This is a genomic window from Bacteroidia bacterium (assembly GCA_016218155.1).
In the GTDB taxonomy this organism is placed as follows: domain Bacteria; phylum Bacteroidota; class Bacteroidia; order Bacteroidales; family GWA2-32-17; genus GWA2-32-17.
Map to the genome: position 1 here is coordinate 92,659 of JACREQ010000105.1, position 25,427 is coordinate 118,085.

General features: G+C 32.6%; 15 protein-coding genes. 6 read left to right on the forward strand and 9 right to left on the reverse strand.

What is annotated here, in order from left to right; all coding sequences use genetic code 11:
- Positions 1-10: 10 nt before the first annotated feature.
- The gene (locus HY951_16900) at positions 11-5,839 is read right to left on the reverse strand and encodes a PKD domain-containing protein (protein ID MBI5541741.1); all 5,829 of its coding nucleotides are present in this window, start codon (positions 5,837-5,839) and stop codon (positions 11-13) included.
- A 317-nt stretch (positions 5,840-6,156) separates the two neighbouring features.
- On the opposite strand from HY951_16900, the gene HY951_16905 reads away from it, so the two are divergent.
- The 4 genes from HY951_16905 to HY951_16920 all read left to right on the forward strand — a co-directional run bounded on the left by HY951_16905 (position 6,157) and on the right by HY951_16920 (position 15,550).
- Entirely contained in the window at positions 6,157-9,132 is a 2,976-nt protein-coding gene (locus HY951_16905; GenBank protein ID MBI5541742.1) for a histidine kinase, read from the forward strand.
- 51 nt (positions 9,133-9,183) lie between these two features.
- Positions 9,184-9,936: a response regulator transcription factor gene (locus HY951_16910; GenBank protein MBI5541743.1), complete on the forward strand. Its 753-nt coding sequence runs from the start codon at positions 9,184-9,186 to the stop codon at positions 9,934-9,936.
- A 273-nt stretch (positions 9,937-10,209) separates the two neighbouring features.
- Positions 10,210-13,407, forward strand: a complete 3,198-nt coding sequence (locus HY951_16915) for a T9SS type A sorting domain-containing protein (protein ID MBI5541744.1) — start codon at positions 10,210-10,212, stop codon at positions 13,405-13,407.
- Positions 13,408-13,414: 7 nt separating this feature from the next.
- Complete coding sequence (locus HY951_16920; GenBank protein MBI5541745.1) at positions 13,415-15,550, forward strand: T9SS type A sorting domain-containing protein; 2,136 nt, start codon at positions 13,415-13,417, stop codon at positions 15,548-15,550.
- 598 nt (positions 15,551-16,148) lie between these two features.
- Here the strand turns inward: HY951_16920 and HY951_16925 are convergent.
- On the reverse strand, positions 16,149-16,310 hold the full coding sequence (locus HY951_16925) for an Mpv17/PMP22 family protein (protein MBI5541746.1): 162 nt from the start codon (positions 16,308-16,310) through the stop codon (positions 16,149-16,151).
- A 224-nt stretch (positions 16,311-16,534) separates the two neighbouring features.
- Here HY951_16925 and HY951_16930 point away from each other — a divergent pair, with 224 nt between their 5' ends.
- A complete protein-coding gene (locus HY951_16930; GenBank protein MBI5541747.1) occupies positions 16,535-17,113 on the forward strand; it encodes a hypothetical protein in 579 nt (192 codons plus the stop codon).
- Between the two features lie 567 nt (positions 17,114-17,680).
- Here HY951_16930 and HY951_16935 read toward each other — a convergent pair.
- From HY951_16935 to HY951_16945, 3 genes are all read right to left on the reverse strand, one after another.
- Complete coding sequence (locus HY951_16935) at positions 17,681-19,174, reverse strand: DUF2271 domain-containing protein (GenBank protein ID MBI5541748.1); 1,494 nt, start codon at positions 19,172-19,174, stop codon at positions 17,681-17,683.
- A 166-nt stretch (positions 19,175-19,340) separates the two neighbouring features.
- Positions 19,341-20,072 carry a hypothetical protein gene (locus HY951_16940; GenBank protein ID MBI5541749.1) on the reverse strand — a complete coding sequence of 244 codons (732 nt, stop codon included), beginning with the start codon at positions 20,070-20,072 and terminating at the stop codon, positions 19,341-19,343.
- Positions 20,073-20,129: 57 nt separating this feature from the next.
- Complete coding sequence (locus HY951_16945; GenBank protein MBI5541750.1) at positions 20,130-22,187, reverse strand: acetate--CoA ligase family protein; 2,058 nt, start codon at positions 22,185-22,187, stop codon at positions 20,130-20,132.
- Between the two features lie 377 nt (positions 22,188-22,564).
- Between HY951_16945 and HY951_16950 the strand changes: the two genes are divergently transcribed.
- Positions 22,565-23,032 carry a hypothetical protein gene (locus HY951_16950; protein ID MBI5541751.1) on the forward strand — a complete coding sequence of 156 codons (468 nt, stop codon included), beginning with the start codon at positions 22,565-22,567 and terminating at the stop codon, positions 23,030-23,032.
- On the opposite strand, the gene HY951_16955 is transcribed toward HY951_16950, so the two are convergent.
- From HY951_16955 to HY951_16970, 4 genes are read right to left on the reverse strand one after another with little or no spacing between them, the layout of a single operon-like run.
- A complete protein-coding gene (locus tag HY951_16955; GenBank protein MBI5541752.1) occupies positions 23,029-23,886 on the reverse strand; it encodes a UbiA family prenyltransferase in 858 nt (285 codons plus the stop codon). The genes HY951_16950 and HY951_16955 overlap by 4 nt on opposite strands.
- A gap of 42 nt (positions 23,887-23,928) precedes the next feature.
- Positions 23,929-24,432, reverse strand: coding sequence for an O-acetyl-ADP-ribose deacetylase (locus tag HY951_16960; protein ID MBI5541753.1), 504 nt, complete (start codon positions 24,430-24,432; stop codon positions 23,929-23,931).
- Between the two features lie 2 nt (positions 24,433-24,434).
- On the reverse strand, positions 24,435-24,965 hold the full coding sequence (locus HY951_16965; protein MBI5541754.1) for a DNA-3-methyladenine glycosylase: 531 nt from the start codon (positions 24,963-24,965) through the stop codon (positions 24,435-24,437).
- Positions 24,965-25,414: a nucleoside deaminase gene (locus HY951_16970; GenBank protein ID MBI5541755.1), complete on the reverse strand. Its 450-nt coding sequence runs from the start codon at positions 25,412-25,414 to the stop codon at positions 24,965-24,967. The genes HY951_16965 and HY951_16970 overlap by 1 nt, the downstream gene beginning before the upstream one ends.
- Positions 25,415-25,427: the final 13 nt, after the last annotated feature.

Here is a 25,427-nt window from a genome sequence, read left to right on the forward strand (position 1 = left end):
TTAATTATCACTATTTGTCTAAAATAATCTTATATCTCAAATCAGTATTCTGATTCTTAATATTGATAAAATAAAGTCCCTTTGAGTAGGCACTTAAATCAATTGTCATAACTGAACCCATAGTCTGGCTTGATTTTCTTTCAAAAACTCTTTGGCCAATTACATTTTCAATCACAAAATCAACTTCATTCATTTCTTTTTCAAAAGCGATATTAATTATACCGTGACTAGGATTTGGATAAATACTAATTAATCCATAATCCATATTTTCTGAAATTCCTGTAACAGTAATCTGAACACATGAAGAAGTTGAACTACATCCATTCTGATTAACAACAACTGCATAATTACCATTTACCATAGGTGAAAAATCAGTATTCGTTTCACCTGGAATATTAGCATTTCCATTATCACAGTCAATCCATTGATATGTTGCATTTAATAATGATGTAACTGATGCAATAGGATCAATAACACTAACCGAATAGTTTTCTACTTCATTTACTGTAATTGTTACAACATCGTTTGCAGAACAACCATTTATCGTACCTGTAACTGTATAATTTAAAGTTCCTGCTGAAGGTATAAATGAAACTCCATCTGTAATTCCATTATCCCAGGTATAAGATGTTGCTCCACTACCTGATAATGTTACAGATGTGCCAACACAAACTGTCTGATCCAAACCAGCATTAACAACGGGCAATGAATTAACGGTTACAACAACCTGATCTGTATTAGAACAACCATTTAATGTTCCTGTAACATTATAAGTAATTGATCCTGCTAAAGGAATAAATGCTATTCCATCAGTAACTCCGTTATCCCATGTATAAGTTGTTGCACCGCTTCCGGATAATGTTACAGTAGTTCCGGCACATACTTCCTGATCTATTCCGGCACTAACAACTGGCAATGAATTAACAATTACAACAACCTGATCAGTATTTGAACAACCGTTTAAAGTGCCAGTAACATTATAAGTAATTGATCCTGCTAAAGGAATAAATGCTATTCCATCAGTAACTCCGTTATCCCATGTATAAGTTGTTGCTCCATTTCCTGATAATGTTACAGCAGTTCCCTCACAAATTACCTGATCTGCACCTGCATCTACGGAAGGAATCGGATTCACTGTCATAACTACGTTATTAGATGTCGCTGTAGGAGTAGCAGGACATGATACAGTAGATGTCATAACACAACTTACAACATCCGAATTTAATAATGCAGCATTTGTATATGTATCACCACCTGTTCCAACATTTGTTCCATTTAAAATCCATTGATATGTTGGAGTTCCACCATTAACAGGCGTTGCAGTAAAAACAACTGAGGTTCCTGAACAAATTGTTGAAGAACTTGGAGAGATTGACACGAGTGGAGTAACTGTTGGATTTACAGTTAGAGTAATCACATTAGAAGTAGCATTTACCGGAGCAGCACATGCCAAACCGGAAGTCATTATACAACTTACTGTATTTCCACTTAGCAAAGTACTACTTGTAAATGTTGAGCTATTAGTTCCCACTGGCAAGCCATTAACCTGCCATTGATATACAGGTGTTCCTCCATTAACAGGAATAGCGGTAAAACTTGTTGAAGTTCCAGAACAAATGCTAGAATTCCCTATAATTGAGACAGAAGGAGTAAAAGTTGAATTAACTGACATTGTTATAGAATTAGAAGTAGCAGGACTACCAGAAACACAGCTACCATTTGAAGTCATAACACAAGTTACAATATCATTGTTGGCAAGAGTTGAATTAGAATATGTAGGACTATTTGTTCCCATTGGACTACCATTTACACTCCATTGATATATTGGTGTTGTTCCACCATTTGTAGGCGATGCAGTAAATGTGACATTTGTACCAGAACAAATAGTAGAAGAACTTGCAGTTACATTAACACTTGCAGGTAATGCCGTATTAACAGTTGCAATTACAGGGACTCTTGCACTTACACAATCAGGTTCTTTAACCTCCCAATCAAAGAAGTAAGGAAACCTTGTGGTTCCTGCACTACTACCTGTAATACTTACTAAGCCAGCAAGAGTATAAGGATATGAAACACCTGTGGTTTTCCTTGTTAAATTAGCACCTGTGCCAATATAAAGTTGTAAACCTGATGCAACAGGAACATTAAAATTTAAATTAATTCTACTTGTACCTGCTGGAATATTAACCGTTGTAGTTTGCAATACTGCGCTTGCACTATTACGCAATTCAATTGTTCTGTTGCCAGCTGCACTTGCAGTTACACTAACTGAAACTAAAACTACAGGGACAGAACAATCAAAAGAAATATAATAACTGGTAGTATTATTCGCACCGGCTGCCACTGGTCCTACATACTGGCTAGCCTGACTAATATGATTTTCTAAATAATATGTGGTAGTATTTGTAATGCTTGGTGTTGTAAATGTAGTTCCGATTCCAAGATCAGTACCAGCTGTTGCTGCATCAAACCAATGCAAAACACCTGTTCCGGTACCATTTAAAGTTGCTGTTCCTGCTCCACATATTGTTGCACCTGTTCCTGTAGGAATATCAGGTACATTTACAGTAACATAGTTTGTATTTACAATTTGATTATTACCACAATTATTTGCTGCTGTTAATGTAACAGAATACGTACCACTAGAAAGATAATCATGTGAAGGACTTTGAGAAGTTGAAGACTGTCCATCACCAAAATTCCACAACCATGTTGATGGACTACCTGTAGAATTATCTGTAAACTGAACAAATCCTGAACAAACAGTTGCAATTGGACTTGCATTAAAGTTTGCCACAGGCGAAGTATTCACTAAAATTGAAGTTGATCCAGGTGTACTTGGACAGGCACCTTGCAGTACAGTAACAGAATAGGTTCCTGCCATGGCAGCAGTTGCAGACGGAATAACAGGATTCTGTTGTGTTGAAGTAAACCCATTTGGGCCTGTCCAGCTATATGTAGCACCAGAAACAGAAGGTGTTGTTAAATTAATTGCTGATGCTGAACAAACAGGCGAATTACTTGATGCTGTTGGCATAGCAGGTGCAGCAGTTACAGTCACTGTAGTTGAGCCTGGAAGACTGGTACAACCTGTTTGAGTTACTGAAACAGAATAAACACCTGCCATTGTTGTGGTTGCATTTGTTATAACAGGATTTTGAGAAGTAGATGTATAGGAGTTTGGTCCCGACCAAGAATACGATGCACCACTAACTAAAGGAGTAGTTAAATTAATTGAAGCCCCTGCACATACCGGTGAACTACTTGTAGCAACAGGAGTGGCAGGAATCGGATTAACTACCATTGTAATTGTATTCGAAGTTGCTAATGTAGGACTTGCACATGTTGCATTTGATGTCATAACACAAGATACAGTATTTCCGTTTGCTATAGCTCCGTTTGTGTAAGTTGGACTATTTGTCCCAACATTAGCTCCATTTAACTTCCATTGATAAGAAGGAGTTCCACCATTTGTAGGAGCTGCTGTAAACGTTGTTGAAACACCTGCACATATTGTTGAGTTACCAGAAACAACAACTGATGGAGTAAGGCTCGCATTAATTGTTAAATTTGTTCCGTTATCACTTCCGGTTGTTGCCGGAGTACTTGCAATAACTCTAATTCTGTATCCGGTTCCTGTTGCAGTTCCAGCAGGTATAGTAGCTGAAATTGTTCCCGATGTAGTACTTGTTAAAGTACCAATATTAACAGGTGTTGCAAAACTTCCAGTTGCATTAGATAGCTGAGCAGTAAAAACATTTCCTGCAGTAAACGAACCAGACATTGTAAAAGGAACACTAACTGCAACGCCGGCACAAAATGGACTTCCGGATATTGTTCCTGAAGTTATTGAATTTGTTGAACCTGTAATTGTAAAATTCGCATTAGAAATATCAAAGAATATATTATTAGCACCTTTAACCATCACCCTGCATGTTGTTGAAGGATTATTTGGAACAGTAATAGTTTCAGTACCATCATTTGGTGTATTTGTAAGTAATGCTACAGGATAAGTATAACCACCATCTGTTGATAAGAAAATATCAACATTAGCGCAACTTACCGGCGAAGCAGTAGTACCGGCAACATTCCAAGTTACAGTTTGTGTACTTCCAGCAGCCCAGGTAACCGCAGTATTTGGAGCAGAAACGGTAAATGGTCCAGCAGTGCCATTAACTGTAACAACCATTAAATCATTAGCTGTTTGACCACCACCTGTTTTATTATCTCTTGTTACTAAAGAAAAATTCATTGTTCTGCCAACTGATGGAACAACTTCGTACGCAGGAGTTAAATTATTAGCAATTATAGAAGCAATTGCAGGAAAATATCTTTTTGGATCTGTAGTTCCTTTTCTTGAACGAAACATTGGGCCTACAGTCCATGTAGCAATAGGTGCTGTTGCAGCAGGAGCCTGTGCGGGATCATTTTGTTCCCATGTATAAGTAAGAGCATCACCATCAGGATCAGTTCCTGTTCCTGTTAATACAAAAGCAGTTGATTTTGGAATTGTATAGTCTGCGCCTGCATTTGCAGTTGGTGGGTTATTTGAAATATTTATTACTTGTGCACAACTCGAACTATTTCCTGATTGAACATTTGCAGATATATCTCTGATATTAACATATGCAAAATAATCATCGCTGTTTGCTTGTATATTGTAAGAACAAATACCTGCATAACCCATAATAGTGCTACCGCTTGTAGGTTCAACCTCTGTTGAACCACTTCCACTTCTGCTACAGGTATTCATTGTATGATATCCTCCAAACTGATGTCCCATTTCATGCGCTACATAATCAATATCAAAAGCATCACCAGTTGGATTTGATCTACCTGTCATTCCTCTACCTTTATGTGTTCCTGCCTGAGTTGATGTACTACCTAAGCAGACACATGCAATACACCCTGCATTTCCTCCACCTGAAGTATTAAAATTATGACCAATATCGTAATTGGAAATTCCAATATTTGCATCAATAGTCTGAGCAGTTTTAGTATTAAACTCACCCGACCAAGGATCTGTTGTTGTACTTCCGAACCATAAAATAATATCATTATTTGCAATAAGTTCCATAGTAATAGATAAATCTTTTTCGTAAACACCATTCACTCTTGTCATAGTAATATTCATCTGAGCAAGAATATTAGCTCTTTTTGCAGCATCTGTAGTTGCAGATCCAATAAATAAATTTCCATATTCAGCATTACAACAAAGGGCCAATCTGTATTTCCTAAGTTTTTTATCATTTGTAGCCTTAGTTGTAATATTCTCTTCATCCTCATGGTGACCATTAGCATCATCCATTGTACACTCAAAATCTGCAGCATCAGTTCTTATCATATCCTTTTTTGAATAAACCATGTATTCTGTAAAATCTGTAGAATATGGATCAATAAAGCTGGTACCATCATCTTCATTAAAAATCATTCCATGTAATCCTCTTTGGTAAGAAACACTAAATCTTATAGATACTGCAGGATTATCAACACCATGACCAGCATAAGATTTAATACCCGGATATTTCGCTGCCAAATCAGGATGCATTATCGGTGCCTCAACAACACTGTAGGTTACAAACTGACCATCTGAACCAGGAAAACTAACGAACAACTCATTTCCCTTAGAAAACTCTCCCCTCATTGGTGCACTTTCCAATGCCTCGTTTAAACTCTCTAAATCAAGCGTATAAACACTATAATAATTAACAGCAACTCTGTTCGAAACTAATTCTTTACCTTTTGCTGATGAATTTGATTCAGTCCAGTAATTCTGACTTTGAGCAAAAAAGAAACTAGTAATTACTAGTATTGCCGTTAAAAGTGATTTTGTATTCATACTTAAGTATTAAAATGGTTTATTTTTTGGCTTAATAAAACAAATTTATTGAACAATTGAGTTAAAAACAAATGTTATTCATAATAATTACAATGCTTTTCATGATTTTAAACAAAAACTCTAAATCCATTTAGTCGCAAATCTAAATGGATTAAGATTTTAAGATTTAAATAAAAATTTATCAACTTTTAGACTGAACATTTCCAAAAAAGGTTGTTTTATACAAAAACTGCCTATTTACTCTTAAATTAAAACATTGAAATGATTTTTTGCATTTCTCGAAGAAAATATGCAGGTTTGCAAGCAAATAAAAAAAGGTGAAAACAATAAAATCTATTTTAAATTTTAAAAAATCCCTTTGGTTTATTCTTTTTCTACTTGTTGTTAACATTTGTACTTACGCACAATCCCCGGTATATAAACATTATTCTGTTGCAGATGGTCTTCCATCATCAGAAGTATATCATGTTTTTCAGGATTCAAAGGGCTATATCTGGTTTGCTACTGTAAATGGTGTTTCGCGGTTTGATGGCTATGAATTCAAAAACTTTAGCTACGAAAATGGACTACCAGATAATTCTGTTTTTGAAATTTATGAAGATTATAAAGGACGTATCTGGTTTATCCCATATTCATTTAAACTATCATATTTCGAAAATGATACTATTCATGAATATAAATATAACGATAAATTTATTTCACAGTTTAAAATATATGCTAGTCCCGCAAAAAGAGGTTTATATATTGACAAAAAAGACAATTTATATATAAGTGATATTTTAAACGGTATTTTTAAAATAAGCAATAATGGAATTTGTAAAAAAATAGTTTGCAAAACAGCCGGCATGGTTTATATTATTGACAATAAACCTCTTTTTAAAGTAACTTATGTAAATAATAATGAAATAAGTGTAATAAGAAGTAACAAAATAACCGGTTCTATCGAGACTAACGATTTTTATCCTAATCAAATCACTCCTCAGGTTCAATTATATGGCAATAAAATATATCTAACATCTGATAAACACCTTACTGTTTTAGAAAATGATTGCTTTAAACAAAAATTTGAATTTAAATCTACAATATATTGGATGTGTTTTGACAACACAAAAAAACTTTGGATGGGATTTGCAGATAAAGGAGCATGTTATTTTGAAGACGGAAATCTTAACAAATGTTCAGATATTAAGTTTTTGCCGGGTAAATCTGTAACTTCAGTTTTAACTGATAAAGAAAATGGCATATGGTTTACTACAATAAACGACGGAGTATATTACCTTCCTTCATTATTTTTTCTTAGCTATACTTTAAAGGATGGACTGACTTCAAATTATGCCGGTGCAATTGCTGCAAGCCATGATACTCTTTGGGCCGGTTTAAACGGAGGTAATATTATTCGAATCTCATCGAAATCAAAAAAACTATTTAATATTAAAAAAGAGCAACAGTTCTATTCTATGGTTTATAGCTCCAATTCTGGCAATTTGTATTTTGGTGGTAGGTATTCTGCCGGAGTTATTTCAAAAGATTTAATTAATCAATATAGAAACGATCATCCGAGTTATTCAAACACACCCGATTTATGGCTTTCGTGTAGAAATATATTGCTTACTGGTGAAAACAGTTTCTGGTTTGGTTATTATAACAATTTAGCACATATTGAAAATGGGCATTTAACATATCACTCAAATGCTAATGATAACACTCAAATGAGAGTAGGAGCATTATGTTTAGATAATGATTCTACTCTTTGGATTGGCAGTTATAAAGGATTATGGAAATACATAAAACCAAAATCCGGAATATCAGGTGGGGATTATATATATTTTGGGGATAAAAATCCATTACTTAAAACAAGAATATTAGACATAAAAAAAGACAAAGAAGGAACTTTCTGGATAGCCACAAAAGAAATGGGCATTATTGTTTATAACAAAGATACGATATACCAGATTACTACAAAAAACGGCCTATCAACAAATACAGTGTCCAAATTATTAATTGATAAAAATACTGTTTGGGCAGGTACTAATAATGGCCTTAATAAAATTACAATCAACGTCGGAAATAATAAGAAGTTTACTATCCAAAAGATTACTACAACTTCAGGATTAGTCTCTAATGAGATAAACGATCTTGCAATGTCTGGTTCAATAATTTATGTAGCAACTCCTGAAGGAATAACTTTTTTTGACTCAAATAACATTAAGCCCAATACTTCTTTTCCTCCAATTGTAATAAAATCTATAAAAATAAATTTTCACGATACTCTTATTCTTAACAATTACGAATTAAGTCACAATTATAACAATATAGAAATAAATTTTGCCGGATTATCTTTTCATAATGCCGGAAAGATATTTTATAAATATAAAATGACAGGTGCCGGTAATGAGTTTAATTTTACTACAAGTCCCACTGTACAATACCCTGCATTAACACCCGGAAACTACTCATTCGAAGTATATGCGGCAAATGAAGAAGGCAATTGGAATAATAAACCTTTAAGAATTCAATTTATTATTAAACCACCATTTTATAATACCTGGTGGTTTATTGTGATTTCTATATTAGTTCTAATAACAATAATCTGGATGGCATTTGTAACAAGATTAAAAAGAATAAGAGAAAAAAACAAAACTCGTAACAGTCTATATCAATACATGTTAAAAGCACTTGGACAACAGATGAATCCGCATTTCATTTTCAATTCTCTTAACTCATTACAATATTATATTTTACAAAATGATAAAACAAAATCATCCAGTTATCTCGAAAAATTTGCATCGTTAATGAGATTAATACTTGACAACTCACAAGAACAATTAATTTTATTAAGTAATGAATTAAAGGCTGTTGAATTATATCTTGAATTAGAACAAATCCGATTTAAAGAAAAATTTGATTTTGTAATTAATGCAAAAGAAGAAGATACTTTAAATTATAAAATTGCACCACTATTATTACAACCTTTTGTTGAGAATGCCATACATCATGGTTTTTTAACAAAGGAAGATAAAGGTCTTTTAACAATTACGATTGAAAAAAAAGAACAAGTTTTACATTGTATTATAGAAGATAATGGCATTGGAAGAGAAGCAAGTGAAGCACTTAAAGCAGGTAGAGTTATTAAGCGGCGCTCATTAGGCACAAGAATTACTGCAACAAGAATAGGAATAATTAACAATTTGTACGGAACAGAAATGACAGTTAAATATATTGATTTAAAATCACATGATGGAAAAGCTATAGGAACTCGTGTTGAAATTTTGATACCAATTCTTGCACAATAAAATATTTTATTATAAGTTTAAAACTCAAAAATTTAATAATATCCTGAATTTATGATTAGAGCTATAATAGTTGACGACGAACTAGACTCTATAAGTTCTACAAGATTAATACTTGAGGAGTTTTTTAAAGACAAAATAAAAATTACAGGAAGCTTTCTTGACCCAAAAAAAGCATTAGAAGAAATAAAACTTAATCCACCCGACTTATTGTTACTTGATATAGATATGCCCGGGATGAGTGGTTTTGAGCTTTTAAAAGCATTACCTGTCTGTAATTTTGAGGTTATTTTTATTACAGCTTACAACCAATTTGCTATAGAAGCATTCAATGTTCATGCTGCCGATTATATATTAAAACCTGTTTTTCCCGAACGTTTAATTGACACTATTAACAAAATACTTAATCGCATACCACAACCTAAAAGCAAAAATGAAAAATACGACCAGATACTATGTTTTCTTGAAGGACAATTTATGAGGCGTATTTCTATTTCATCTACAGAAGGTGTGGAATACATTCCGGCAAGTGATATTTTATATGTTGAAGCCGATGAGGGTTACAGCTATATTTTTTTAAAAGATCGTAAAATTACAACAACAAAAAAACTTAATCTGTTACTCGAAGAATTAGGTGAAGCTTGTTTTTATCGATGCCACCGTTCATTTCTGGTAAACATACAACATATTACAAAATATTCTGCAAAAGAAGGCGGCTATATACAAATGACTAATAATGCCCTAATCCCTTTAGCGCGCCGTAACAAAGATGAATTTTTAGAGCGCATGGTAAAGTTTTCTGTATAACAATAGTTGGTATATCCAAACAAATAGCCTTTTTGTCATACTGAGCGAAGTGAAGTATCTATTATAACAATTCCTTTTACCGTTCAGAGTTAAAATCCTACCGCTCATGAAACCGATTTAGGCTTTCATGAAATTACCCCTTATACCTATATAACCAATAACTATTTTCACACATCCCAAAATAATTTTTGGTGATAGCGAATGCCGAAAAGCTTAAAGAGTAGGCTGCTAATTAATGAAATTATAATCTAATAACAACCTAAATAAATTAATATGAAAATTAAAATCACATTTTTAGTTTTGTTTTTGTTAATAAATCTTATAATTAAAAGCCAAAACAATGATTTCAAAATCGGAATCCTTTTTTCAAATTCTATGATGAATCAATCACCGATTGTTAATGGTCCGTATTTGGGTTCTAATCAATTAAGTTTTAGTACTAAAACAACATATATTTTAGGACAAAATTATAATACTAGTCCCTTAAATATTATATCTGAAGACGGATTTAACTCAGTATATTTTTTTGAACCTAATTCGTATCAAATGTCAGAAAATCAATACAGAAAAACGCTAGATCTTATTAAAGCAAATAATTTGACAACCTTTGCACATTCACAATTGTGGTATGTGCCTAATTATCCTAATTCTGGTGGTAGAAATGTTTATGATAATAATTTAAGTCTACCTTATAATCCCAATTCAGGATGTTCAAATTACCAGAACCAAGCTGAAAAATTAAATAAGGCTAGACCAAACTATTTAAGTTTTTCAAATATCTATAAAGATCCATTATACAGTAATGTTATTTGGGGTCATGATATAGCAAATGAGATGAATTTTGCACATCCGTATAATTATTCATGTGAACCTTTATATTTACAACAATATATGGCAAATGGTGAAATTCCTCCAAGTAATGTTAGCGATGCTATAGCTTATTTTAAAAGTAATTTGATTCCTTCCTCACAAAAAACTGTAGTTGCAGTTGTAAATCACCTTAAGTCTATAAATAGCAACTCCAATGATGCAGAGTATAATGGAACTAATGAATATCAGAACTCTCCAATTGATTATGATCCTCAAGTATATCTCGATATTGAAAACAAACCAGATATTTTAATGGATGGTTCATATTATCAATACCCGGTTTCTGATTGGTGGCAGAATTATTATCTATATAGTAATATTTATAATGTTCCAACACCTAATACAAATTATGGTAAACACTATTTGGGAAAATTTGCAAGTTTTGATTTTTTTAGAAAAAAAGGTTATAATCAAATACAAACTTGGATTTCTTGTGAAAGATACTGGCCTCCTGATGAAGATCATCCCAATGGAACTGATTTAATTGCTGCATATAACACAACAAATATTTATAATGCAAACTATATATGGCTTCAATCATATACATCGATAATTCATGGTTGCCAAGGTATCTGGCTTTATGTAATGGAGGATTATGATGCATCAACTTCAGAGCAAAACAATAAAATTTATATGTTTAATCAAATTGCAAATCCGCCGGCTGAAAGATTAGATAGGTATAATAGACAGTATTTTTCGAGTAATTATAAGGATTTTATCAGTAATTTAGGAAAAGAACTTAGATATCTTAAAAACCGTGGTTTTTTATCTACCGATCCAAATTCAATATTATATACTAAAACAAATCAGGTTGATCCTAATTGTATTGTTCCTCCTGCATCTTCTTATATCCCTACAAACTTTCCCACAGGTTACGGACCTGGTGGTGCGTTACCTACAGATTTGAGAACTGAAAATTATGGTCTGAGGTATACAATTCGAACTAATGGCACCACTGCAGTAATGATAATCTCAAATCCTTTAAATATACCCATAACTGCGACATTAAATTTTGATAATATTTTAAATCCGATTATTGACAATTCTACTGGTGTTAAAGTATTGTTTGAGAGTTTTAGATGGTCTCCTACTTCTTCTTCTTATAAAACAGCTCCCTATAGAAATTCTGGCATAACTCTTAATAATGATCCAAATCTCAATACTGTTAATCTTTGGTATAATATCATGTATTCAGGCAATAAAAACTTAACTTTAACATTCGGCCCATCAGATGTACATGTTCTTGAATTTATTACTTCACCAGTTGGTGATTATAAAAATGGATGGGATAAAGTGTGGTCAAATGAAAATTTATCTTTTATCGGTAGTTATCAAAATGGATGGACAATTTCGGATAATGATAAATTTATTCCTGGTGATTTTGATGGTGATGGAGCTCAAGAATTACTCTGCATTCAGTATTTAAATAACAACGCATATGCAGGGTTATATAAATTTCAAAATAACAATTGGAATTGGGTTTGGGATAATAGTGGAAATGGGAAAATAAATAGTCTTAATCAAGGCTGGTCAATTTTACAAACAGATAAGTACTATGTAGGTAAATTTTCCAATTCTGGTCGTGATGAAATCTTATGTGTTCAGACAGGAAATAATGCATATATAGGATTATATCAGTTTAATAATGGTAACTGGCAATGGATTTGGGACAATCCCACTGGCTCAAATTTAAATTCATATAGAGGTAACATAACAATTGGCGATTATGATCATGATGGTTATTCTGAGTTATTTGGAGTTGGCAATTCTGATATGAAAATGTTCAACTATCAGTCAAATTCATGGGTAGCTGCTTTTACAGGTAGCACATCGCATCCAATGTGGCCATACAGAAATAATCTTAAATCAGGTGATTTTGATGGTCAAGATGGTCAAGATGACCTACTGGGTATTGCATCTTGGGCTACAGTATTTTATTATAACACATCAAATAACTCTTGGAATTGGGGTGAATCAAGTGGTGGAACAAATATGGGAGGATGGACCTTGCCCGCAGCATCAAATGATATCTGTTTGACAGGTAATATTGATGGTGACATTAAATCAGAAATATTATGGATTAGAAAGGGAGAACATCTTGCAAATTCTATGGAAGCAAAAACAGGTTCTTTTTATTCAAATTGGTCTAATGGAAGTAATTTCATAATTAACGATTGGATTAATGAGGCAAATTCAAATTACTTGCTAATTAAAGCTGTTGCTAATGAACCAAAGTATTTAATTGCTTACAAAAAAACTTCCTGCCAACAGAAATACTTATTATCAATGTTCAAATCAGTAAACGGCTCTAACAAATCTACAAATTATCAGTCTCAAACAACTGAGATATCAACAATTGAAGAGATGGTTCATTTTTATCCAAATCCAAGTGAAGGTAAAGTTTTTGTTAATTCAGAAAAAAGTGGAATCTTATCAGTTGAAATCTATAACAATCAAGGAAAGAGTATCTTCAGAAAAACATGCTATTCTGAAAGAGAAATTCTAATAGACATTTCTGATCAACCAGATGGTATATATTTAGCAAAACTCGTAGATGAAAAAGGTAAAATCTTTACAAAAAAATTAGTTCTCTCAAAATAATATTGTTATGAAAATAAACAAAATAATAAAACTTTTATTTATCAGTGGACTTCTGTTACCGGATCTTTTAATGGCCCAAACAAATATTGATTTATTCATACTAGCAGGGCAATCAAACGCTCAGGGATTAAAAGGCCTCGCTCAATATTATCCATCTAATCCTTCCTTAGATAGCCAAATAAAACTTTATTGGACAAATTGGTGGGCAAATCCTGTAACATCCGGCAATTGGGTTTCAATGCAAACTCAGCCAGGTGGTGTAAACGATAGTCTAATTTTTGGGCCAGAAGTAACATTTAGCAGAAGACTAAAATTAAATGGTTATAATCCTGCAATTTATAAATGCGCTATCCCAGGCACTAATATTGGTTCAAATTGGGGTCAGCCAGGTAGCCAAGATTTTTATGATGACATGGTTAGTGATTTACAAGCTGCTATAGCTAGTTTACAAAGTCAAAAGAAAATTGTTACAATAAGGGGTTTAATATGGATTCAAGGTGAGTTTGATTCTGATAACCAAACTTACGCAATGCAGTATGAAACAAAATTAATTAATATCATCAATGATTTCCGAAATCATTTTGGCTCAAATCTTCCAATATTATTAGGTGTTGATGAACAATATTCGGGACCATTTATTAATTCAATAATTCAAGCACAAATGTCAATTGCAAACACTCTTCCTAATGTAATATTTACAAGTATGTATGGATTACAAAAAGCTCCAAATGACGGCACACATCTTTCTCCAGAGGGATTGGAGGAGCATGGGGAAAGATTATATAATTATTACATGTCAATGTTAACAAATAAATGGGAAAATAAATGGTCAAACTATGGTACTAGTCAAATTGCTGGCCATACTGTACTTTCTACTGATAATTTCTTCCAAGGTGATTTTGATGGCGATGGTTCACAAGAATTACTTTGTATTCAAAGTTTAAATAATAATGCATATGCGGGATTATATAAATATCAAAACAATGATTGGAATTGGGTATGGGATAATGGCGGAAATGGTAAAATAAATAGCCTTAATCAAGGTTGGACTATTTTGCAAACAGATAAATTCTATGTAGGTAAATTTTCCAATTCTGGTCGCGATGAAATCTTATGTGTTCAAGCGGGAAATAACGCATATGTTGGCTTATATCAATTTAACAATGGCAACTGGCAATGGATTTGGGACAATCCAATTGGCTCAATCTTAAATCTGTATAGATCCAAACTAACAGTTGGTGATTACGATCATGATGGTTATTCAGAGTTATTTGGAGTAAGCAGTTCTGATATGAAAATGTTTAATTTTCAGACAAATTCATGGGTTGCTTCTTTTACTGGAAACTCCTCACATCCAATGTGGCCATATAGAAGTAATCTTAAATCTGGTGACTTTGATGGCCAAGATGGTCAAGATGATCTTATAGGTATCGTCTCGTCTTGGGCTACTGTATTCTACTATCATAATAATGACAATAGTTGGAATTGGGGTGAAAGTAACGGTGGAGCAAATAATGTTGCCGGTTGGACACTTCCTGCACTTACTTCTGATATTTGTTTAATTGGGAATATAGATAATTATGATTTAAAGGATGAACTCTTCTGGCTGCAGACCGGAACAAATGCAGCATGGGCAACAACTATGAACGCTGGAAACGGAAATTTTACTGCTGGATGGACAACCAATGCAACTCCCCCATTTATTGATGACTGGTCATTAGCAAATAATGGTGGACTTAATTCAAAATATTTATTAATTAAAGCAAAAATAAATGAACCAGAATATTTAATGACAATGCGAAGTTTTAATTCAAATTATTTAATTAATATGTATAAAACGACAACTCCTTCTAATTACAAAACTCAAAATCTGGAAGTATCAAAAAATGAAGATTTAGAATATGACAATTTATGCATTTTTCCAAATCCAACAAATGGTAAAATAAATTTTCTTATTAAAGACAAAGGCAACCAATTGGTCGAATTATTTAATAATCAAGGAACTCTTTTACATAAAAAGGAGTATAATTCAGAATTGAATATTCAGCTTGATATTTCTGACCAGCCAAATGGAATTTACCTTATTAAAATAACAAATTGTAATGATAAGACAACAATGAGTAAAGTTCTTTTGCTTAAATAACTTTTTGGAAAACCATTGCACATTATTACCGACATCTGATCAGTTTGCAACAACGATTGATCACTCGTTGATTTAGCAATGTAATCTTAACAGCAACTTCCTGATGATAACACCATTAATCACACTGACTACAACACCTCATCACACAAGTGTAAGCATATTTGTTTTCGCACAATGCTAATCTGCAAAACAAAGAAACGAATAAGCTTACATTTTGTGTCAACCACTGCTGAGAGCGGAACGATATTTTATTCCAAATATTATACACAGTCATGTTTAGAAAAGGTAATGGAAAATTTCTATAATAGCTAAATAAGGGATAATGATTTCATTTTAGAAGTTTTTACGATGTTCAGAATTACAAATGCGATACTATCATTTTGAGCACTACCACTCCTTCTTCCTTGTTTGAAAAGAAGATGTAGGTTTTAAGAAAAAGAAACCCGATTAATGCGAAGTATTAAATTGTGCTTTTTTTAATATTTTAAATTTATTATATAATAATTGATCCTTTTTATCTTATATTTTTTAATAGTGAATTTATACAATAACAAAGCTTATTGTAGCTAGAATAAAAAAACACACCTAAGATAATTAATTACTTTTTCGCCTCTTTTGGACTTGCCAACGAAAGTAAAACCCCCAATACTATACCCAAAAACGCAGCAATTACAACACGATATTCTGAGGCAACTGAAAAAGTAATTGTTTGCATTGGAATCCAGAAAAAAGGAATAGTTTTTTTAAACACAAAACCCATTGCATTTTCCAGTTTATTTCTTTAAAATTAATTTGTTAATCCTATAAATCTATATAGAGGTGCAAATTTTAATTTTTACCATTATTATTTACACTTTGTTATTTTCACTACATTTATTTTATTAAATTATTTGTACTTGTGAACAAGTGAACACATGTTTTATAATAAGTTTTTGAAATCAAAATATTTGTATATTTGTTTTAACAATAAAAAATTATAGCATTATGAAAACAAAAATGTCTTTATTATTAATATCATGTTTAATTAGTATTATTGCATGTAAAAAAGATAAAACTACCAGCCCGGGCAGCTCAACACCTGTAAATACAAGTGGTACCATGAATTTTAAAATTAACGGCACAAACTATTCTGCAACTTCATATAATAATACTTTAATTAATGCAAGTCAGGGAGGTCAGACTGGCAGGAGATTAGATATCAGAGGTTCATTTGCTGGTAATAAAACTTTAGTTTTAACTGTTTCAAACTGGGATTGGCAAAACCCACCGGTAAATGGAATTGTTGTTAAAAAGTACGACACACAGACTATTGGTCCGAATACCGTTTGTCAGGATATAAGTGGTGGCACATACTGTGATGGTGCATTAGGCACTTATTTATTTGGCTCATCATACCATATGACAGTTAGCGAGGTTGCAGAGGGTTATATACAAATTTCATCATGCGAAGCAACAAATAAAAAAGTTTCAGGAAGTTTTTATTTTATTACATCTGATTTATCAGAAACGGTATTTGATACTATAGAAGGAACGTTTACAAATCAGGTGTATACTGTACAGTAGTTTTGTTAGTAAGAACGAGATAGTATACTCTACACTAGATTACCTTCGGTGAAATTGTTTCTCGCTACGTTCGAAATGACAATAGAGTGTTTTGTCATCCAGAGTGAAGTGTAACGTAAGGAAGGATCTGGTTCGAGATACTTTGTATACTACACTAGATTACCTTCGGTGAAAAAGTTCTTCGCTCTGCTCTGAATGACAGTCTGATTTTTGTCATCCAGAGTGAAGCGTAGCGAAACGAAGTATCTAGTCCGAGATACTTTGAATACTACACTAGATTACCTTTGGTGAAATTGTTTCTCCTTTCAGTCGAAATGACAAAAAAGGGTTGCTACAAAAATTAAGTACTGATTTTATTTCTAACACATTGGAGTTTTGTTACTCAGAGCGAAACAAGGTGAAGCGAAGAGTCTAGTTATTAAAAAATATTATTTCTTTAAGAATAAATTACATTCTTGTATAATTAATATTGTGATTCTACACTAGATTTCTCGCTACGCTCGAAATGACAAGAAAAAAGGCTGCTTAAAAATTTAAGCAGCCTTTTTAATCATTTAAAACCTAAGGTTATTTTTCTAAAACTACTTTGTATTTCGACACTTTGTTATCATCAGAAATATTTAAGAAATAAACACCGTTTGGTAATTTGCTTAAATCAAGTTTTTTGCTAGTACCATTAATTTTTGAATCAAGAACTTTATCACCAACGATATTAATTACCTGAACTGATGCATTAATTGTATTTTTACTTTCAATGTTTACAATACCTGTTGTTAAATTCGGGTAAACATTTATAGTATTTACTGTATTTTCAACAATACCTGAATAAGTAAATGCTATTGTATTTGAAGTGGCAGTACAACCATTTACATCTGTAACAATAGAATAATAATTTCCACTTGCAGTTGGAGTATAAGCTGCACCTGTAGCTGCAACGATAATTCCATTTGCATCATACCATTGATTACCGGTTGTTGCAGTAGAATTTAAAGTACCTGTTGCCTCGGTAATTGTTACAGGAGCTACTGTGTAAACACCTGTGTTAAATGTTGCAGAAGTTGCTGTTGTTGGGTTTGCACATGTTGCATTTGAAGTCATTGTACAAACAACCGCCTGACCGTTTGTGAAAACTGCAGAATATGTATTATTTGTTCCAACAACTGATCCATCAACAGACCATGAGTAAGTTGGAGTACCGCCATTTGTTGGCACAGCTGTTAAAACTACTGTAGTACCAGGACAAACAGTTGCTGCACTTGGGTTAACAACTACAGAAGGAACAAGAGTTGGATTAACTGTAATATAATTTGTTTGTGTTGATGTATTATTACCACTTGCATTTGTAGCAGTTAATGCTACAGTATAAGTTCCTGCTGCAGCATATGTATGTGTTGGATTCTGAACAGTAGATGTTTGACCATCACCAAAATTCCATGCCCATGAAGTTGGAGTATTAGTACTTTGATCGGTAAAAGAAATATTTCCATTCTGGCAAATATTTGTTGTATTTGCAGCAAATGCTGCAACCGGAGCTGCTGCTGCAGGAATCCAATCCAATACCATATTTGTATATTCCGTTTGGTTAGCAGGTGTTAAATGTACAGAAGCAGGTCCCTTGGTAAAAGAAACAGTTGTATTTGTTGTAGAAGTTGTGCCATGTTGCCATGTAAATTCAACTCTTACATTATATGTTCCGTCAGGAACAACATTACCAGCAACATCAGTTCCGTTCCATGAAATAGTCATTGGTGTAGTATAATTAGTTAAAGAAGCACCTGTAGTTGCATCAACAACATTAGAAGCTGAGCTTGCTTTCCATACTAAAAGATGGCTATTTGTTCCATGGCCGTCAGCTCTTTTTAATTTGGTTTTCACAAAAGTATTAGAACTGTTTTCTAACCATATTGCACAATAATGATCCAGACCGTAACTTCCGTTATGTGAAGTTAAATTAACCGAAAAAGTTAAAGTCCCCGGAGTTTGAGCTTTTGCAGGATTCAAAAAGCTTAATGCAATCATAACTATTGCAATAGCACTAATTTTAAGTAGATTTCTTTTCATATTCTGATATTTAAATTTTTTACTTATTAGAATATGCAAATATACCAATACGATGCTATACAACATAATTATTTAACATATTTTTCACCTTCTGAAATGTTAAAAGATACAAAATTTTAATTTTCAGAAAATTAGAAAGTCAAATTAAACTGTAAACAGAAAATATTTACTTTTTAGCTTCTTTTGGAGTAGCCAGAGAAAGAAGGACACCCAAAACTATACCCAGAAAAGCAGCAATAACAACTCTGTATTCCGAAGCAACCGAAAAAGTTACTGTTTGCATTGGTATCCAAAAGAAAGGAATAGTTTTTTTGAAAATAAAACCCCACTGCATTTTCCAGTTAATCTCTTTAAAGTTCTCTACAAAATTTATTGGCCTTAAAAATCCACTTATTGTACCGCCATTTTTCACAATATGAAAATCAGTAATCTTATGAAAAGTCATCATAACCGGAGCATAAAACAAATTCATAATTGCACTGATAAAAAAAGCAGAAATTAATCGGGTACCTCCGGCACCTGCAGTATGAGCTTCAAATACATCTTTAAAATTCATAGAGTCTTTTGCACCTGCAACCCATAAACATTTTTCTAAAAATGCAGGAACACCGGCTGCAAAGACAACAAAAGCTACTTTAATTGTTAAACCTAAAAATCCCCAGACTATCATTCTTGGAATTAATCCGAAACCTTTTTGCAAATACACACCAGCTTTAATACGTAAACCAATAACTTCACCTAATGTTGCTAATAAAGCAAATTTTAAAAAGCTTGTCCAAATCCAATGCGATTCATTATATAAAAAATTTGTTTGAAATTCTTTTAAAAATGTAAATGGTATGAACGGTGTTACAATAACACAGAAAATTAAAATAAATATTAAATCAGCTTTTTTCATAACAAATTGTTTAAACTTTAAATACTTTAGTACACTTTAGGCAATTAAGGCACTTTTTTACTTTTCTATTCGTATACGTGCATCCACTGCAACCACTTTATCTTTTTTACCCAAAAGAGGATTTAAATCCATTTCAAAAATTTCAGGAGCTACGCTAACTAAAACAGATACCCGTGAAATAATCTCGGCAAACATTTCTTCGTTAACACCTTCCTGACCTCTTGCACCCTTAATAATGCCATAGCTTTTTAAACCCTTAATCATTAAAGAAGCTTCATTAACAGGTATTGTTGCTAATCCGGCTTTTACATCTTTCAGAACTTCGATAAATATTCCACCTAAACCACAAAGTACCATATGTCCGAATTTATCCTCCTTTTTAGCACCTACAAAAAGCTCGGTTCCTGAAAGCATTGGCTGTATTAATATTGCAGTTGTATCTTTTATTTTAATCATTCTTTCGAATTCTTTTTCAACTGTTACAATATCTTTAACATTTAACACAACACCACCTACATCAGACTTATGAACTGGACCAACAACTTTCATAACAACAGGTAGTCCTAATTTATTTGCAGCTTCTACAGCATCCTTTGAGGTTGTTACAACAGCCTCTCCTGCCCTACTTATTCCAGCAGCATCTAACATTTTTTGAATTTCAGCTGGTTTTAAATAACCATTTTCAGCATTATCGATTATATCTCTGATTTTCTTCTCATCAACCTTAGGCAATGTTAGGTTTTCTGAAATTGGCTTTGCTGTATTAAATATTTTTGCAAGAGCATTTCCAAAAACCACCTCATCAGGAAAATTTAATCTTCCAAAAGAAATAAATTCATCTATTTCTTTACTAACATTTATTATTGACGGAAGTATAGGAAAAATAGGCTTTTTACAGGTTTTCATTTTTTCATTTAATAACCTGTACACATCATATACTTCAAATAAACCTGGGCTACCGAAAATAACTGCCATTGCATCTATTTCATGAAAATCATTTTCACAATAATCAATTATTTTTCCTAATTGCTCGGCAGTACCTGTTGCTAAAAAATCTATTGGGTTGGCAACTGATGAGCCTGGATATAAATGAGTCAATAATTCTTTTGCTTTATCACCTTCGATATGCGGAACTTCAAGACCACCATTAGAAAGCGCATCTGTTAACATTACTGCAGGTCCTCCGGCATGTGTAATAATAGCTACACGTTTACCCTGTAATTCAGGATGCATAAAAATTGATGCTACAGTTGTAAGTTCTTCTCTTCCATAACAACGAACAATACCAGCTTTTTTAAATAAAGCATCAACAGCTAAATCCGGACTAGCTAATGCACCAGTATGTGAAGAAGCTGCTCTGCTTCCCGCTTCAGATGAACCGGATTTAATTGCAGCTATTTTACATCCTTTGCGAATCAACGAAGAAGCGTGTTTCAATATTAAATCTGGCTTCTTTACATTTTCGATATAAAGAAGTTTTACCCTTGAACTTGTTTTGGGGTCAAAACTTTCATCTAGATATTTCAAAACTTCTTCAACGCCCATCTGTGCACTGTTTCCTACAGAATACACACTTGAAAATGTTAAACCTTTTGGCATTCCGGCTTCCATAATAAAAACAGCTGTAGCACCCGATCCACTAATAAAATCACAGCCTTTAGTATCAAGTTTTGGAATTGGTGTAGTAAAAACACCCGCATAATTTGAATTTAAAAAGCCAACACAATTAGGTCCGATTAAAGAACCGTTTACACTATTTATAATATCTACAATTTGTTTTTCGAGTAAAGCACCTTCATGATTCTCTTCACTAAAACCCGCAGAAAGAATAATAAAAGCACGAGTATTTTTTTCTCTTGCAAGAATTTCAACAGCCTCAACACAATATTTTGCTGCAATTGCAAGAATTGCAAGATCTACCTGTGGTAAACTTTTTACATCCTGATATGATTTAATTCCCTGCACCTCAGCTTCCTTTTGGTTTACAACCATTAACTCACCCTTAAAATTAAAATCTATCAGATTTTTTAAGACTTTTCCGCCTGGTTTATTAATAGCATTTGAACCTCCTACTATTACAATACTTTTTGGATTTAACAACTGTTGATTTATCATAAACAATTAGGTTAATTTAATGAAATACAAATAAAAGGATTAAATAATCATTGCTTTATTAAGTTTTCAAAATTAATTAAATTATTAAAACTAAAAGCCTTTATAATATGAGTAAAATCATTTATTTTACATTAATATTTTAAAGCAAAATAAAGATCGAATACTGCCTATTATGATATATGATTTTGCAAACAATAATGTAACAAAGCTTTCTAAAGGAAAACAAAAACCTACTACACGACGTGAAAATTTAGAATTTGATTTCAGAATCTGGTAAATTTTTAAAAATATTATTTTCTGACATTTATTTAAAATAAAAATATTTTAAGTATTTTTGTGCTTAATTAATCATTTATTTAAAAATTAAAACATAATTTATGAGAAACATTGCAGTTATATTTGGCTTAATGTTAATGTTCAACTTTGGATTTGCTCAGACTTCAACTCTTGATAACGAAAAGGGAACATCCATGCAACCTATTATTGACGGCCTTTCAGCTACAGTTAAGGCTGTTGAAGGCGAAGGAGCCGAAATAGTAAGAATGGAATTTGACCTTATTTTTAAAGACGGATCAAAAGAATCACAGCGTTGGCTATTTCCTGATTACACATATGGGATTATGGTTTGGGGCGATTACAGAATTAAAAAGATGGCGATAAATGTTTATAAACAAAATGCAAGTGGAGGTTGGGATTTTGTATCAACCGGTGAAATGAAAGATTTTATTTCAACTGCATTTATTACACCTACAGAAAAAGCACTTTATAAATTTGAAATTATTGCTCCTGAATTTTTTGAAGGATTTACCGCAGGTCACTACGGTCTTTTATTATTACACAACTAAAAATATAACGAGGAGATAACAAATCCTCCGAACAGCACTCCGGCAACGCCATTAACAACGGCAAATGCCATATTAACCCGGCTTAAATCACCGGGTTTTACAATTAAATGTTCATACAATAACATTCCTGAAAAAACAAAAAGACCTATCCAGAAAATTATCGAAAATGGTCCGGTAATCCCTGCATAAACAGCAATTCCTATTGTAACAACATGGGCTAAAGAAGAAAATAAAAGTGCTGTTTTGCGTCCAAGACTTACAGGTAAAGAATGAAGTTTTTGACTTTTATCAAATTCATCATCCTGCAATGCATATATAATATCGAAACCTCCTACCCATAACAAAACAATAAAAGAAAAAAGTAAGGGTAAAATATCAAATCTGGCTGTTACAGACAAATAAGCACCAATTGGCGCTAATGCGAGTCCAAGGCCCAAAACAAAATGACAAAGAGAAGTAAATCTTTTTGTAAAACTATAGCCAAAAATTACAATTAAAGCAACAGGTGAAAGATAAAACACCAAAGAATTAATAAACCATGTTGTAACAATAAACAATATAGAACTTAATGCAACAAAAACTGAAGCTGCAAAAAGAGAAATTTGCCCCGAAGGAATTTCGCGATTTACAGTTCTCGGATTTCTTCTGTCATACTGCACATCCACCATTCTGTTAAATGCCATTGCAGCACTTCGTGCAAGAACCATACATAAAATCACAAGCAAAAACACTTTTAAATCAAAACCGAACCCAGCAGTTTTTATTCCTAAAAAATATCCTATTAATGCAAATGGCATTGCAAAAATAGTGTGACTAAATTTTACTAATGATAAATATTTTTTGACCTCACTCATATAAAACAAAAACCATATTTTTAAATAAACTACAAAGTTATTTTATTTTAATAGTTTTTCATAAATACTATAATTTTCATCATCAAAAGCAACAAAAATAACTTTATCAATCTGATTATGTTCTTTTAAAAATAATTCTACTGCATGAACAGCTATTATAGCAGCACGATTTTTAGGGAAACCATATATACCGGTACTTATATTTGGGAAAGCAATTGTTTTAATATTATTCTTAATTGCAAGATCAAGACTATTCTTATAACAACTTGCCAGATATTTGTCTTCATTGTTTTTACCACCAACCCATACTGGTCCGACAGTATGAATAATATAATTTGCAGACAAATTATATCCTTTTGTTATTTTTGCTTCACCGGTATTACAACCATTCAGTTTTTTGCATTTCTCTAAAAGTTCTTCACCTGCGGCCTCATGAATTGCACCATCAACACCACCTCCACCAAGCAAACTGCTATTTGCTGCATTAACAATAGCATCAACATTTAACGTTGTTATATCCGATTTTATTAATTCGATTTTTTTCATTTTTATTGTTTTTGCAGCTTTTTACTTTCTAGAATAAATCTCCATGGTTTATTTTTCCATTCTTCTCCGGCATAATCAATTCCTATTCTGGTTGATGTAATAATATTTGAAGTTAATACATTATTTTCAATCCATAATCCATTTTCGGATTTTAATTTTTTGCCATAAAATTCTCCGCTTATTTGTAATGCTTTTGTGAGTTTACCCGGTCCGTTATATTTCTCAATCCCACGGATTAAAACTGCCTGTGGTTCATTTTCATCTCCTGTAACAATGTTTAACAACCAATACATTCCATAAATCAGATAAACATAAATTTTCCCTCCTTCGTGATACATCACTTCGGTTCTTTTAGTACGACCTTTACTTGCATGACAAGCTAAATCCTCTTCTCCACGATAGGCTTCGGTTTCGGTAATAATAAATTTTTCCACTTTATCGTTTTCTAATCTTCTACACAAAATCTTGCCTATTAAAGCTGGAGCAACTTCTAGTACATCTTTCTTAAAGAATTCCTCTTCTAAAACCGCCATTAATACTCTGTTTTATCTTCTTTTAATGACCATTTTTTAAAAGCCTCCAAGGCTTCTGTTTGCAATAATTGAGAGATTGGTAATTTTCTGTTTTTTAAAGGAACAAGAATTTCATCATAAATAAACGCATCATCAAAACCAATATTTTTTGCATCAACCTTAGTATTTCCATAATATATTTTATCAAGTCGCGACCAGTAAATTGCACCTAAACACATAGGACATGGTTCACAGGAAGTATAAATTTCACAGCCACTCAAATCAAAATTATTTAAAACTTTTGCAGCTTCGCGAATAGCAGTAACCTCGGCATGTGCAGTTGGATCGTTATTAACAGTAACTTTATTTACTCCCTTTGCTATAATTTTCCCATTTTTTACTATTACTGCACCAAATGGACCGCCACCATTGTCAATATTCTCTGTTGAAAGCCTGATTGCTTCCAACATAAATTCTTTATGT

Coding starts and splice junctions, on each gene's coding strand:
- HY951_16900 (MBI5541741.1), bottom strand. CDS start 5,839: ATGAATACAAAATCACTTTTAACGGCAATACTAGTAATTACTAGTTTC.
- HY951_16910 (MBI5541743.1), top strand. CDS start 9,184: ATGATTAGAGCTATAATAGTTGACGACGAACTAGACTCTATAAGTTCT.
- HY951_16915 (MBI5541744.1), top strand. CDS start 10,210: ATGAAAATTAAAATCACATTTTTAGTTTTGTTTTTGTTAATAAATCTT.
- HY951_16920 (MBI5541745.1), top strand. CDS start 13,415: ATGAAAATAAACAAAATAATAAAACTTTTATTTATCAGTGGACTTCTG.
- HY951_16925 (MBI5541746.1), bottom strand. CDS start 16,310: ATGGGTTTTGTGTTTAAAAAAACTATTCCTTTTTTCTGGATTCCAATG.
- HY951_16930 (MBI5541747.1), top strand. CDS start 16,535: ATGAAAACAAAAATGTCTTTATTATTAATATCATGTTTAATTAGTATT.
- HY951_16935 (MBI5541748.1), bottom strand. CDS start 19,174: ATGAAAAGAAATCTACTTAAAATTAGTGCTATTGCAATAGTTATGATT.
- HY951_16940 (MBI5541749.1), bottom strand. CDS start 20,072: ATGAAAAAAGCTGATTTAATATTTATTTTAATTTTCTGTGTTATTGTA.
- HY951_16945 (MBI5541750.1), bottom strand. CDS start 22,187: ATGATAAATCAACAGTTGTTAAATCCAAAAAGTATTGTAATAGTAGGA.
- HY951_16950 (MBI5541751.1), top strand. CDS start 22,565: ATGAGAAACATTGCAGTTATATTTGGCTTAATGTTAATGTTCAACTTT.
- HY951_16955 (MBI5541752.1), bottom strand. CDS start 23,886: ATGAGTGAGGTCAAAAAATATTTATCATTAGTAAAATTTAGTCACACT.
- HY951_16960 (MBI5541753.1), bottom strand. CDS start 24,432: ATGAAAAAAATCGAATTAATAAAATCGGATATAACAACGTTAAATGTT.
- HY951_16965 (MBI5541754.1), bottom strand. CDS start 24,965: ATGGCGGTTTTAGAAGAGGAATTCTTTAAGAAAGATGTACTAGAAGTT.
- HY951_16970 (MBI5541755.1), bottom strand. CDS start 25,414: ATGTTGGAAGCAATCAGGCTTTCAACAGAGAATATTGACAATGGTGGC.